Source organism: Halomonas sp. BDJS001 (genome assembly GCF_026104355.1).
Classification (GTDB): Bacteria; Pseudomonadota; Gammaproteobacteria; order Pseudomonadales; family Halomonadaceae; genus Vreelandella.
The window spans coordinates 1,702,100-1,714,668 of sequence record NZ_CP110535.1 but is presented as its reverse complement, the minus strand read 5'-3'; the positions used below and the strand labels follow the sequence as shown (position 1 = coordinate 1,714,668).

General features: G+C 55.9%; 13 protein-coding genes. 12 read left to right on the top strand and 1 reads right to left on the bottom strand.

The window, feature by feature from the left end:
- The first annotated feature begins 10 nt into the window (after positions 1-10).
- The 9 genes from OM794_RS07745 to OM794_RS07705 all read left to right on the top strand — a co-directional run bounded on the left by OM794_RS07745 (position 11) and on the right by OM794_RS07705 (position 8,324).
- Positions 11-994: a sugar kinase gene (locus OM794_RS07745; RefSeq protein ID WP_226249683.1), complete on the top strand. Its 984-nt coding sequence runs from the start codon at positions 11-13 to the stop codon at positions 992-994.
- A 76-nt stretch (positions 995-1,070) separates the two neighbouring features.
- Positions 1,071-2,045 carry a 2-hydroxyacid dehydrogenase gene (locus OM794_RS07740; protein ID WP_226249682.1) on the top strand — a complete coding sequence of 325 codons (975 nt, stop codon included), beginning with the start codon at positions 1,071-1,073 and terminating at the stop codon, positions 2,043-2,045.
- The gene (locus OM794_RS07735) at positions 2,042-2,710 is read left to right on the top strand and encodes an HAD family hydrolase (RefSeq protein ID WP_226249681.1); all 669 of its coding nucleotides are present in this window, start codon (positions 2,042-2,044) and stop codon (positions 2,708-2,710) included. The genes OM794_RS07740 and OM794_RS07735 overlap by 4 nt, the downstream gene beginning before the upstream one ends.
- A 305-nt stretch (positions 2,711-3,015) precedes the next feature.
- Entirely contained in the window at positions 3,016-4,014 is a 999-nt protein-coding gene (locus OM794_RS07730; protein WP_226249680.1) for a TRAP transporter substrate-binding protein, read from the top strand.
- Entirely contained in the window at positions 4,014-4,556 is a 543-nt protein-coding gene (locus OM794_RS07725) for a TRAP transporter small permease (RefSeq protein WP_041158000.1), read from the top strand. The genes OM794_RS07730 and OM794_RS07725 overlap by 1 nt, the downstream gene beginning before the upstream one ends.
- Entirely contained in the window at positions 4,553-5,827 is a 1,275-nt protein-coding gene (locus OM794_RS07720; protein ID WP_226249679.1) for a TRAP transporter large permease, read from the top strand. The genes OM794_RS07725 and OM794_RS07720 overlap by 4 nt, the downstream gene beginning before the upstream one ends.
- A gap of 33 nt (positions 5,828-5,860) precedes the next feature.
- Positions 5,861-6,691 carry a 5-dehydro-4-deoxy-D-glucuronate isomerase gene (gene kduI / locus OM794_RS07715; RefSeq protein WP_226249678.1) on the top strand — a complete coding sequence of 277 codons (831 nt, stop codon included), beginning with the start codon at positions 5,861-5,863 and terminating at the stop codon, positions 6,689-6,691.
- 24 nt (positions 6,692-6,715) lie between these two features.
- On the top strand, positions 6,716-7,468 hold the full coding sequence (gene kduD, locus OM794_RS07710) for a 2-dehydro-3-deoxy-D-gluconate 5-dehydrogenase KduD (RefSeq protein ID WP_226249677.1): 753 nt from the start codon (positions 6,716-6,718) through the stop codon (positions 7,466-7,468).
- A gap of 61 nt (positions 7,469-7,529) precedes the next feature.
- Positions 7,530-8,324, top strand: a complete 795-nt coding sequence (locus OM794_RS07705) for an IclR family transcriptional regulator (protein WP_226249676.1) — start codon at positions 7,530-7,532, stop codon at positions 8,322-8,324.
- 53 nt (positions 8,325-8,377) lie between these two features.
- Here OM794_RS07705 and OM794_RS07700 read toward each other — a convergent pair whose 3' ends face one another.
- Complete coding sequence (locus OM794_RS07700; RefSeq protein ID WP_226249675.1) at positions 8,378-9,586, bottom strand: amino acid deaminase; 1,209 nt, start codon at positions 9,584-9,586, stop codon at positions 8,378-8,380.
- A gap of 113 nt (positions 9,587-9,699) precedes the next feature.
- Between OM794_RS07700 and OM794_RS07695 the strand changes: the two genes are divergently transcribed.
- From OM794_RS07695 to OM794_RS07685, 3 genes are read left to right on the top strand one after another with little or no spacing between them, the layout of a single operon-like run.
- Positions 9,700-10,563: a MurR/RpiR family transcriptional regulator gene (locus OM794_RS07695; protein WP_226249674.1), complete on the top strand. Its 864-nt coding sequence runs from the start codon at positions 9,700-9,702 to the stop codon at positions 10,561-10,563.
- Entirely contained in the window at positions 10,520-12,052 is a 1,533-nt protein-coding gene (locus tag OM794_RS07690) for an N-acyl-D-amino-acid deacylase family protein (protein WP_226249673.1), read from the top strand. Before OM794_RS07695 ends, OM794_RS07690 begins: the two co-directional genes overlap by 44 nt.
- Positions 12,049-12,441 carry a RidA family protein gene (locus tag OM794_RS07685; RefSeq protein WP_088698470.1) on the top strand — a complete coding sequence of 131 codons (393 nt, stop codon included), beginning with the start codon at positions 12,049-12,051 and terminating at the stop codon, positions 12,439-12,441. The genes OM794_RS07690 and OM794_RS07685 overlap by 4 nt, the downstream gene beginning before the upstream one ends.
- Positions 12,442-12,569: the final 128 nt, after the last annotated feature.

Genomic DNA, 12,569 nt, shown 5'->3' with positions numbered 1-12,569 from the left:
AGTAATGAGCATGCCCCACCCTATTTCCAGCCCACCCGAAATTCTTACCTTTGGCGAAGCCATGGCCATGTTTGTGGCGGAAACGCCGGGCGGTTTATCCAGCATTGAGCATTTTCACCGGCGCTTGGCCGGTGCCGATAACAATGTCGCTATCGGCCTCTCAAGGCTGGGTTTTCACGTGGGCTGGTTAAGCCGAGTGGGCACCGATAGCTTCGGCGAGTTTATCCAGGCGGCTTTAACGGCAGAAGGTATCGATGACCGCTATATTCATGCCGATTCAGAGCACCCCACCGGGCTGCTCTTTAAAGAGCGCGCCCAGGACGGCGCCGACCCGCGAGTCGAATATTTCAGACGTGGCAGTGCCGCCAGCCATCTCACTATTGACGATGCCCGAAATGTCGACTTTCAGGCGCTGAACCACCTTCACGCAACGGGCATTACTCCGGCGTTATCTGAGAGCGCCTGCCAGCTTAGCCATCACTTGATGGAACAGGCCCGCGCCCACGGCGCTACCATCTCCTTTGACCCCAATTTGCGGCCGTCACTTTGGCCCAGCGAAAACGTAATGCGCTCGACCCTTAATGAGCTCGCCAGCCTTGCCGACTGGGTTCTACCAGGGCTTTCCGAGGGCCAACTGCTCACCGGGCAAAAGACGCCTTACGACATAGCAGGCTATTATCTGGATCAAGGCGCTTCCGCAGTGATCATCAAGCTGGGGCCGGAAGGCAGCTATTACCGTGGCAACCTGGATGGACAAGAAGAGAGCTTTACGGTGACCGGCTGCCCTGTCGCTGAGGTGGTGGACACCGTCGGTGCAGGAGATGGTTTTGCCGTCGGTGTCATCAGTGCGCTGCTGGACGGTGGTACGGCTCGCCAGGCAGCCCAACGCGGCAACTTAATTGGCGCCCAGGCTATCCAGGTGGTGGGAGATATGGAAGGCCTACCAAATCGCGAACGTCTACAAGCGCTTGAAGCCGAGCTCTACCCAGCCTGATGTACCTCCCTTGCTTTTATTAGCTGGAGTTTAATGACAGGCTTTCCATAACAGGATTTTCACCAAGGAGATAACAATGAAAAAACGCCTAGTGGTTCAAGGACGACTCAGCGATGCTCAGTTGGCTGAGCTTCGCGATCTGTTTGAAGTGGCTGTACTGCCGAAAACCACCGCCCTTGATGCCCCTGAAAATCGCGCTCTGTTAGCGGAGGCACACGGCATTATTGGCTCTGGCCTGGCGATTACCCCCCAGTTGCTGGACGCAGCGCCAAACCTGAACGTCATTGCCACCATCTCGGTTGGCTACGACAACATCCCGGTTGGTGAACTGACCAAGCGCGGCATTATGCTGTGCAATACGCCGGATGTGCTGACCGAAACCACCGCCGATACCGGTTTTGCACTCATTATGACCACCGCGCGACGAGTGGTTGAATTAGCCGAGTGGGTCAAAGCAGACAAGTGGCAGGCGAGTATTGGCCCGGCGTTGTTTGGCAGCGATATACATGGCAAAACCCTGGGCATGGTGGGATTTGGCCGTATTGGCCAGGCCGTTGCCAGGCGCGGGGCCCTGGGCTTTGGCATGCGGGTACTCTACTCCAACGCCTCCCCTAAGCCTACCCTGGAAAAAGAACTGGGAGCCCAGCGCCGCGAACTCAACGAGCTGTTGGCCGAGGCCGATTTTGTCTGTGTCACTGTGCCGCTTACCGCCGAAACCGAACGTTTGATCGGCGCCCAAGAGTTCGCGCTGATGAAGCCTTCCAGCATTTTTATCAATATTGCTCGCGGTAAAGTGGTCGATGAAAGCGCGTTGATACACGCCCTGGAAAAGGGCGTTATTCAAGCCGCCGGGCTGGATGTATTCGAGCAGGAGCCGCTACCCGCCTCATCCCCACTGCCGCAGATGCCTAATGTGGTCGCCCTGCCCCATATCGGCTCTGCCACCCATGAAACCCGTGACGCCATGGCCCAACGGGCGGTGGACAATATCCGCCTGGCGCTCCAGGGTGAACGCCCTATCAGCTTAGTCAACGAGGAAACCTATCAATGAAGCACACCGCCGCGCCTCTCTGCCTACTGTTTGACTGCGATGGCACCCTGGTGGATAGCGAAATACTGCTTGCCGAGGTAATGGGCGAGATTCTGCCCGAATTCGGTTTACCTTTCTCAGCACGGCAATATATGGATGAGTTTCGCGGGGTACGTTTCCAGACTATCGTACAAACTCTGGAAAAGCGCTTCCAGGCGTTGGCAGAAGACGCCTTTCCACAGCTTGAGGCAGGTATGCGAGCGCGTATGGAAGCTCGTATGCGTGCCGAACTGGTGGCGATTCCTGGTATGGTCGCCGCGCTGGAACAGTTAAGCAGCCACCCCAAGGCCGTGGTCTCAAATGGCCCCGAGCGCAAAATTCGCTGTGCACTGGAGAGCACCGAGCTTGGCCACCATTTTGCCGACAAGCTATTTAGCGCCTATACCCTTAACGTCTGGAAACCCGACCCCGAGCTATATCGTAAGGCCGCCGCCGCTATGGGCCATGCCCCTCAGCAATGCGTAGTGATCGATGATGCGGCGGTAGGCGTGGAAGCTGGCTTGGCGGCGGGCATGCACGTGATTCACCTCAACCACTTCCCTAATGAAGAGCTCACCCCCGAAGGGGCGATTGGTATCCACCATGCCAGCGAGCTTCCCGCCGCCATTGCGCGCCTACACTTCTGATCGCGGTTGCTTGGTTAACTAATTAACCGCCGCTAAGCAACTCTCCAAGGTCCGCTCTCGACAGGCATGTTTTTCGTGCCTGCCGACGATACCGCCTGCGTGCTTATAACCCCCCTCTCTTTCTCTGTACCGAAAATACGCATCGCGACCAATGTCGCATAGCCCAAGCATTGACCTACACAGGAATGACGTTAAGCTTGGCCTTGCATCAAATATAAAAACAGATTTTATATTTGAGAAAACAACCATCGCATCACAAACATCGCATCGCAACAAAAACATCACAATAAAACGGAGAACCTTCCATGCGCCTAACTCACTTAATGATGGCCAGCCTCGCGATTGGCTTCACCACATCGCTTCAAGCTGCCGATTTCACCTTCAAGTACGCTCATTCGCAAACCGATGAGGCGCCGCGCTCTGAGTCCATGCGCTACTTCAAAGAAGCACTTGAAGAGCGCAGTGATGGGCGTATCGCCGTCGAACTCTATTTCAATGGCACCCTGGGGAAGGAGGAGGATGTACTCCAGCAAGTCCAAATGGGGCTTATTCAGGGCTATCGCGGTGGCTTGTTTGCCCAAGCTAACCCCGCCTACCTGATCTATACCATGCCGTTCTTGTTCACCACACCAGAACAGGCCATTGACGTTATGGAAGGTGAGCTTGGCCAGGCCATTAATGAAGGCGCACGTGAAAGTCAGTTGCACATACCGGTGACCGGCGTTGCAGGTGGTATGCGCCAGTTAACCAATAACGTTCGCGCCGTTAATCAAGTGGATGACCTCCGTGGCTTGAAGATTCGTACCCCGCCACTGGCCCCTACACTGCGGGCGTTTGAAGCGCTGGGAGCCTCCCCCCAGCAAGTGCCTTACACCGAAACCTATATGGCGCTACGCACCGGCGTGGTCGATGGGCAAGAAAACCCGCCCTCCAATATCGCCGATATGAAATTCCATGAAGCTCAGGAGTACATGTCATTACTGAACTGGCAAATCCATCCTGATCCCTTCTTTATCAGCGCCCAGTGGTACGACCAGCTACCTGAAGAGCTGCAGTTGATTGTCGACGACGTCGCTCAGGAAACGATGACCCGCTCCAACGAAATTTGGCTAGCTTCTGAAGCCAACTACCTCGAAACACTGGGCGAGCACATGAGCATTAATGACATCGCCGACGAACACCGCCAAGGCTTCGTAGATGCCGTCGTTCCTGTCTGGGAGCACTTTGTTGAGCGTGGTGACTTTAGCCAGGAGCAGTTAGAGCAACTGCTCGCGCTGACCGACCAAGCCGAGGTATTGGAGTAATGAATCCACCTCCACTGGCGCAGCCGATGGCGGAAGATACCGCCTTGATGCGGGTAATGCGCCGCTTCGCTAGCCTGCTGGAAAATCTGATCGCCGCATTAATTGCGGCGGTTTTCCTGCTCTGCTTGGCACTGGTGATATTACGCTACGTATTCAGCATTGGCTTTGCCGGTGCTGAAGAGGTGATGCGCTTTCTATTTGTATATTCCACCGCACTGGGGGCATCGGTCGCCATTTTACGCGGCGAGCATATTCGTATCAGCGTGCTGGTGGATGCACTGCCCACGGCAATAGCCGTCTGGCTGAACCGCTTACGCCACTGTCTCGTGATGCTATTCAATGGCTATTTGGCATGGCTCAGCATCAGCTGGATTGGCCAAGTGGGTCGCTTCCGCTCCGCCGTGCTGGATGTGCCTAATTGGGTAGTACAAATCAGTGTCCCTATTGGCGCGCTACTGGTCATTCTATTTTCCTTGGCGGTGCTAATGGGTGGCGAGCGGCCCTCCGCTCAACGAGAAGACGCACAGGAGGGCCAGGCATGATCTTACTGCTTGTTAGCCTGATGGTGCTGTTGCTGATTGGGGTGCCCATCGCCTATTCCCTAGGGCTTTCGGGGTTGGTCTACTTTTTGATCATGCAGCCAGGCTTGATTGGCGTGCTGCCCCAGCGGGTACTGTCCGGTATGGATCTGTACACCATGATTGCCCTACCGCTGTTCATTTTGATGGGGCTGGTGATGAACGCCTCAGGCATTACCGCGCGCTTGATCGACTTCTGTTTGATGTTGGTAGGCCGTTTTCCAGGTGGGTTGGGGCACGTCAATATCTCGACCTCAATGATCTTTGGCGGCATATCGGGCTCTTCTGTGTCTGATACGGCGTCGGTGGGTTCCGCCATGATTCCGGAGATGGCACGCAAGGGATACAGCGTCGAAACCGCCAGCGGTATTACCGTAGCCTCCTCCACCATGGGCATGATCATTCCTCCCAGTGTGCCCATGGTGATCTACGCCGTTACCGCGCAGCAGTCTATCGGCACCATGTTTATGGCGAGCCTTGTGCCCGGTTTACTCATTGGCCTGCTGATGATGGGCATCATTGCGCTAATGGCCGGTCGGAAAGGCTACCCCCGTGCCCACGCAGGATTAGACCCTCAACAGCGCCGTCAGGTGATTCAGCGTGCGGTACTCGCGCTATTAATCCCCGTGTTTGTAGTGGGTGCGGTGGTAGGCGGTGTTGCTACGGCCACTGAGTCTGCCGCGTTAGGCGTGGGCTATGCGCTGTTTCTGGCCTTGGTGGTATTTAAAAGCCTCAAACTGCGTGAACTGCCTGCACTGTTTCGCTCTGCCGTCATGACCAGTGCAACGGTGATGATCATTATCGCCATGAGTCAGCTGTACGTGTGGATTCTCTCGATGGAACAGATTCCCCAGCTGTTGGCAGGCTTTTTAGGCGGGCTGGATCTTACCCCGATATTGCTCCTGCTGGTGATTGCAGCTGCCGTGCTACTGATCGGCACCTTTATTGATGTGACCCCCGCGATTTTGCTGATTACCCCAGTGGTGCTGCCGGTGCTTGCCCTGGCCAATATTTCACCTGTGCAGTTTGGTGTCCTGTTGATTAGTGGCCTGGCGATTGGCTTGGTCACGCCACCGGTGGGCATGTGCCTGAACGTCTGCTCATCCATCACAGGCCTCTCGATTGGGCGTATTTTCCGCGGCGCCCTACCGTTTCTGCTCGCAAACCTCCTGGTGATGCTGCTGGTCATTACCTTTCCGGCTATCACCCTGTGGCCGCTCACGCTGTTCTCGTGAGCCCATTTACGTTTACCATTAAAGGAAATTCATATGGATATTCGCCAAGCGCTTCATAGCGATCATTTTAAAACCCTCGATACCCAGGGCCTGCGTGACAAAATGCTGGTCACCAAGATTATGGAGCCTGGACAGCTGTCGCTCACCTACAGCCACGTTGACCGCATTATTGTGGGTGGTGCGGTACCCACTGATTCGGCGCTTACCCTGAGCGGTGGCAAAGAGCTTGGCGTTGACTATTTTCTTGAGCGGCGGGAAATGGGCGTTATTAACATTGGCGCGCCCGGACGCATTACTGTCGACGGCGAAAAGGTCGAGCTAGGCACCCACCACGGCTTGTATATTCCCAAAGAGAGCCGCGAAGTCAGCTTTGAGAGCCTCGATGCGACCAAGCCTGCGCGCTTTTATATCAACTCAACGCCTGCCCATGTACGTTACCAGCTTCGCCATATCCGCCCGGAAGATGCCTCGCCCACCACCCTTGGTGACCCTGAAACCGGCAATGTGCGTACCATCAATAAGTACCTGCATACCGATGTACTGGATACCTGCCAGCTCTCCATGGGGCTTACCCAGTTAGAGCCTGGCAGTATGTGGAACACCATGCCCTGCCATACCCACGAACGGCGCATGGAAGTGTACTTCTACTTTGACCTGAGCGAAGACGACGTGGTGTTCCACCTGTGTGGCGAACCCCAAGAGACCCGGCATATCGTGGTTGCCAACGAACAAGCCGTGATTCACCCCAGCTGGTCGATTCACTGCGGCTTTGGCACTCGCCGCTACACCTTTATTTGGGGTATGTGCGGTGAAAACCTGACCTACGATGATATGGACTTTATCGCTTCTAAAGAACTGCGCTAAACCACTACCGAGGGAGAGTGACCAATGAAGCTATTTTCGCTGAACGGCCAAGTTGCCATGGTGACGGGGTGCAACAAAGGGCTGGGCCAGGGAATTGCCATTGCACTGGCACAGGCGGGTGCCGATATTGTGGGGATCAACCGTAGCCCTGCTGATGACACCCGCCAGCAGGTCGAGGCCCTAGGGCGCCAGTTTTACGATATTACCGCTGAGCTGGGCAGCCAATCGCCTAGCGAAATTGTCTCACAGGCGATCGCGCAAGCGGGCAAGGTGGATATTCTGGTCAACAATGCGGGGATTATTCGTCGGGCGGCAGCCGTTGAATTTTCAGAGCAAGATTGGGATGACGTCATTGATGTTAATTTGAAAGCCGCGTTCTTTCTCGCCCAGCAGGTTGCCAAACACCTTATCGAGCGCAAAGCACCGGGCAAGATCGTCAATATCGCTTCATTACTGTCGTTTCAGGGCGGCATCCGTGTGCCCTCCTACACCGCCAGCAAAAGCGGCATCCTCGGTCTAACGCGCCTGCTCGCCAATGAGTGGGCGGGCCATGACATCAACGTTAATGGCATCGCTCCTGGCTATATGGCCACCGACAACACCCAAGCGTTGCGCGACGACCCTCAGCGACAGGCTGAAATTCTTGGCCGAATCCCCGCCGGACGCTGGGGCACGCCAGAAGACTTAGCCGGCGCTGTGATATTCTTATGCTCCGATGCCGCCCGCTACGTGCATGGGCATACCCTGGCGGTAGACGGTGGCTGGCTGGCACGCTAACCAAGCATTTCGGTTAACGCCACGATCAACGAGCGATAGGCAATCACATAAGGGAGCTTAAATGAAGGAGAAGGCTGAAACGCAGTACCACGCCCCTGCCTTAGAGAAAGGGTTAGATATTTTGGAGCTGCTTGCCCAATCTCCCCAGCCGCTAAGCACCCAAGCGATTGCCGAGCAGATCGGCCGTAAAACCAATGAGATGTACCGCATGCTGATGGTGCTGCGGGATCGTGGCTACGTCAGCATGGATGATAGCGGTAGCCGCTATCAGCTAACGCTAAAGATGTTTGAGATGGCCCACCGCTTCCCGCCCACCAAGCGGTTAGTACAGGCCGCACTGCCGCGCATGGAAGAGCTATGCCATGACATCTCCCAGTCGTGTCATCTTAGCGTTGCGCGTCCTGGCCATCTATTGGTCGTGGCCCAGTACGAAAATCCCGACAAGATGGGCTTTGGGCTACGTCTGGGGGCAAAAATCGATATATGCGGCTCCGGTTCAGGGGCCGTCATGCTGGCCTTTCTGGATGAGCAACGCCGGGAGCGCATTCTCGCCGCCAGCGATGCAACGCAACAAGAGGTTGACCGCACGCGGGCCCTATTTGATCCGATTCGCCAGCAGGGCTACCACGTGGGGCCAAGCCCTCAAGTTCAAGGGTTAACCAATATCAGCTTCCCCGTCTTTGGGGTTCATGACGTTATCGAAGCCGTTATCACCATCCCTTATCTCACGCTGATTCCAGAAGCGATGCATCGGGAAGTGCCCAGCATCGACCGCTGCCGTGAGCAGCTAGGGGAGCTGGCAGACGCCCTGACCCTGGCTATTGGTGGGCGCCTACCAGCAGATACAACGAGCTAAATGATGTTCTCTATAACGGCGCTCGCTATAACGGTTTTCTCAATAACAGGGCGCTAAAAGTAGGTCGCCATACGCTCTTTAACGTTTAGTTGATCATCCACTAACAATATCTGGCGCCATTTATCGAAGGTTAAACAAGGATGAGAGGCGCCAAAGGCGACAATATCACCGACCTCAATATCCTGAGCCTCTTCGGGAAGCCGCAAGAACGTATGCTGATCCATAATTTTCGTCACCTCCCAGCCATCCACCGACAAGGAGTGCACGGGGTCGCCCTCTTCACGAAACCGACGGAGCGCAATAGGTAGCTGGTCATGACCGATATCACGCTTACCTAGCGCCACAATGGCAAGCCCAGGTTCGGGAAGCGACTGCACCTGGGCAAAGACTTCCAGGGCAGGCTCAAGCCCCTGCTGCAAATCCGGCCGGCGGCCTAATACCGCTGATTGCGCTTCACGATAAAGCCCATGGTCGTGGACGATGTAGCAACCTGGACGTAGCACGGGGGTAAATCTCCCCTGAAGCGGTGCGCCCTGAAAGGCCTCCGCAATCACGTCATACCAGGCGGAGCCCGATGCAGTGACAATCGGGTTCTCTTCAGCAAAGCGTCCAGCAGCTTCGAGCTCTACGGCAACATCCACCAGGTATTTAGCATAGGTACGAATACCGGATTCGGGGTCATCCCCGTGAACCACACCCTCATACCCCTCTAGCCCCACCAGAGAAAGAGCTGGCTCATTAGCAATTACCTCCGCCAGCGAAAGAATTTGCTGCTGATTGCGACAGCCACACCGCCCGCCTTCCACGCCTACCTCAATAAGTACCGATAACGTGAGCCCCCGCTCGGCAAAGAAGCGCCCAAGCTGACCAACGTTCTCGCGGCTATCGACCACACAGTAAAACGTAGCGCCCTGCTCAATCAGAGTGGCGATGATGGCCATATTCGCCTGACCCACCAGCTGGTTTGCCATTAACAACCGTGTGACGCCATTGGCGAAGGCTGCGCGACACTGGGGCGCCGTGGCAAGTGTGATCCCCCACGCACCCGCCTGGAGCTGTCGATGGAAAAGCACGGGCGTCATGGTGGTTTTACCATGGGGCGCCAAGCGAGCGCCGTGAGCTTCTGCGAATCGTTGCATCCACGCTACGTTATGAGCCAGTGGGCCTTCATGCACCACGGCGGCGGGCAGGCTGACACCTGACAGAAGGTTTGAACCTAACTCCACACCGCCTTTATCCACCGCTAACGCCATTGTCTGCATTCGCTCGCATCCTCATTTTTTAACAAGCATCAATGTTAGATATTTTCACAACTATTGACTTCAAGTTAGAAACTAACATACTTTTTAAATCAGGCAACCATTAGGAGTCCACGGTGAGCCAAGAAATCGACATTTTGTCACGTATTACCACTGACTTTGCCGCGCTGCGCGACGCTGAAAAGAAGGTTGCTGAGCTGATATTTGCTGACATCGAGTTCGTCACTGAAGCGAGTATCAGTGACATCGCCCAGCGCGCCGGGGTTAGCGATGCCAGCGTCACACGCTTTGCCCGCGCCATCGGCTGTACTAACGTGCGCGACTTAAAAACGCGCTTAACCCGCGCCTTAGCCGCTGGCCGTCGTTTTATTCAAGAAGCCACGCCTGAAGACAGCTCAAGCGTGGTGTATGACATTGCTACGCAAACCCTTGCGCTTAACCGCGACTTACTCGCCCAAGCCGATGTGACCGGGGCAGTTGAACAGTTAGATAACGCCCGTCAGATATTGGTGTTTGGCGCCGGTGGGGGTTCCAGCATTCTCTCCCAAGAGCTTCAGTTTCGCCTGGTACGCCTTGGCTATGCGATCTGTGCTTACCCTCAAGCACTGCTACCACGCATGGTGGCGTCCACTCTTGAGCCTGATGACGTCGTCGTCGTGCTGTCGGTGACGGGTTACACCCCGGAGATGGTGGAGTCAGCACAGATTGCAAAGCAGTACGGCGCCAAGGTGATTGCGATCACCGCAATGAATTCTCCACTCGCCGAAACATCCGACATTGTGCTTCCGATCACCTCCCGGGAGACCGACTTTATCTACCACCCTTCGGCTTCCCGCTACGCCATGCTGGCAGTCATTGACGTATTGGCGCTTGAACTTGCCATGCGCCATCGCGAGCGCTCACGGACTAAATTGCGTCGCCTCAAGCTGAGCCTGGATGACCATCGCGGTGGTGATAACCGCCAGCCACTTGGAGATTAGGATGGTTTACGACCTGCTGATTCGTAATGCCAACGTGCTGGATGGCACAGGCGCTGCTCATTTTCGTGCCGATGTGGCTATTCAAGGCGAGCGTATCTGCGCCATCGGTGACATGCCCTACGCCACCGCCACCACCATTATTAACGCCCAAGAGCGCTATCTGACCCCTGGCTTTATCGATGTGCATACCCACGACGATACCAACGTCATTCGTGTACCCGAAATGCTGCCAAAGCTGACCCAGGGAGTCACCACCGTAGTCGTAGGCAACTGCGGTATCAGCGCAAGCCCGGTGACACTGGCCAGTGAAGTCCCCGATCCTATGAATTTACTGGGCAAGCTGGAGGATTTCCGCTATCCAAGCTTCGCCGATTACGCTAACGCCGTAGACGCCGCCTCGCCGAGTATTAACGTTGCCGCTTTGGTGGGGCATACCAGTCTGCGCAGCCAGGTAATGGATAACTTTGCCCGCCCCGCTTCTGCAGCAGAAATCGCCAAAATGGAAACCCTGCTTCGCCAAGCGCTTGAGGAAGGCGCGCTGGGACTGAGCTCTGGGCTTGCCTACCGGAATGCGATACAGGCGCCGACCAGCGAAATGGCTCCCCTGGTAGCAGCCGTCGGCAAGTCAGGCGGTGTTTATACAACACACCTTCGTGATGAGTTTGCGGGCCTGCTGGGGGCCATGGACGAAGCGTTTACCACCGCTCGTGATGGCCAAGTGCCGCTAGTGATCTCGCATCTTAAATGCGCCGGCGCTGGCAATTGGGGCGGTGCAAGCAAGGCACTGAGCAGACTGGAAGCAGCCGCCCAACACCAACATGCCCATTGCGACTGCTACCCCTATACGGCGGGCTCTTCCACTCTCGACCTGGGCCAGGTAACGGATGAGATTGAGATCACCATTACCTGGTCGACCCCTCATCCGGAACAGGCGCGTCGCCCGTTAAAAGAGATCGCCGCCGAATGGGGGGTATCACTGCTAGACGCTGCCAAGCAGCTACAGCCTGCGGGCGCGGTTTACCACAACATGAGCGAAGCGGATATGCAGCAGGTGTTAGCGCACCCGCTCGCCATGGTGGGCTCCGACGGCCTGCCGAACGACCCGCACCCCCACCCACGCCTTTGGGGAGCCTTTCCGCGTGTGCTGGCCCACTACAGCCGCGATTTAAAGCTAATGCCACTGGCAGAAGCAGTGCGCAAAATGACCAGCCTTTCGGCGGCCAATTTCGGCTTAACGGATCGCGGCGTGATCCGCATAGGCGCCTATGCAGACCTCACCCTCTTTGATCTCACGACGCTTGAAGATACGGCCAATTACGAGAATCCCATCGCGGCCGCTAAAGGCATCGAAATGGTCATAGTGAACGGCAAAATCGCCTATCAACACGGTGCCATTTCAGACCAACGCGCTGGCAGGATGCTGCGCAGAACAGAACGCATTTCTCAATCAATACCCAACTTTCACCCCAATCAGGAGCAAACCCCATGAGCATTACTCGATACGGCACCGAAGGCGGCGTAGGCACCGGCGGTCAGAAACTGCCCTTTGCCCGCGCCGTAGAGGCAGGCGGCTGGTTGTACGTCTCTGGCCAAACACCCATGACCGACGGCGAAGTGGTTGAAGGCGGCATTGTTGAGCAGACCCGTCTCGCCTTCGATAACTGCCTGGCCATTATGCAGGAAGCCGGTTTTGGCGTCGAAGACGTTGTACATGTCACCACCGTGCTCACCGATGCGCGCTACTTCACCTCGTTCAATAAGGTGTTTAAGGAGATCTTTGGCGACAACCCACCGGCACGCATCTGCAGCGTTCAAGACTTGGTGGTGGATTGCAAAGTGGAGGTCGACGTGAAGTGCTACCGCGCTGATCGCGCCTAGCACTCAGTAAGTTAAGCGCTATGCAAATTCAGGTATAAGCCAATCCAGACGCTAAAAAAGCCTAAACACTAAGAAAAAAGCATCACGAAAAAAGTCCCAAAAAAAGCGCCACACCCCGGCAAGGGTGC

Excerpts from the sequence above, each read along its gene's own strand:
- OM794_RS07745 (WP_226249683.1), top strand. The coding sequence starts at position 11 with ATGCCCCACCCTATTTCCAGCCCACCCGAAATTCTTACCTTTGGCGAA.
- OM794_RS07740 (WP_226249682.1), top strand. The coding sequence starts at position 1,071 with ATGAAAAAACGCCTAGTGGTTCAAGGACGACTCAGCGATGCTCAGTTG.
- OM794_RS07735 (WP_226249681.1), top strand. The coding sequence starts at position 2,042 with ATGAAGCACACCGCCGCGCCTCTCTGCCTACTGTTTGACTGCGATGGC.
- OM794_RS07730 (WP_226249680.1), top strand. The coding sequence starts at position 3,016 with ATGCGCCTAACTCACTTAATGATGGCCAGCCTCGCGATTGGCTTCACC.
- OM794_RS07725 (WP_041158000.1), top strand. The coding sequence starts at position 4,014 with ATGAATCCACCTCCACTGGCGCAGCCGATGGCGGAAGATACCGCCTTG.
- OM794_RS07720 (WP_226249679.1), top strand. The coding sequence starts at position 4,553 with ATGATCTTACTGCTTGTTAGCCTGATGGTGCTGTTGCTGATTGGGGTG.
- kduI (WP_226249678.1), top strand. The coding sequence starts at position 5,861 with ATGGATATTCGCCAAGCGCTTCATAGCGATCATTTTAAAACCCTCGAT.
- kduD (WP_226249677.1), top strand. The coding sequence starts at position 6,716 with ATGAAGCTATTTTCGCTGAACGGCCAAGTTGCCATGGTGACGGGGTGC.
- OM794_RS07705 (WP_226249676.1), top strand. The coding sequence starts at position 7,530 with ATGAAGGAGAAGGCTGAAACGCAGTACCACGCCCCTGCCTTAGAGAAA.
- OM794_RS07700 (WP_226249675.1), bottom strand. The coding sequence starts at position 9,586 with ATGCAGACAATGGCGTTAGCGGTGGATAAAGGCGGTGTGGAGTTAGGT.
- OM794_RS07690 (WP_226249673.1), top strand. The coding sequence starts at position 10,520 with ATGACCATCGCGGTGGTGATAACCGCCAGCCACTTGGAGATTAGGATG.
- OM794_RS07685 (WP_088698470.1), top strand. The coding sequence starts at position 12,049 with ATGAGCATTACTCGATACGGCACCGAAGGCGGCGTAGGCACCGGCGGT.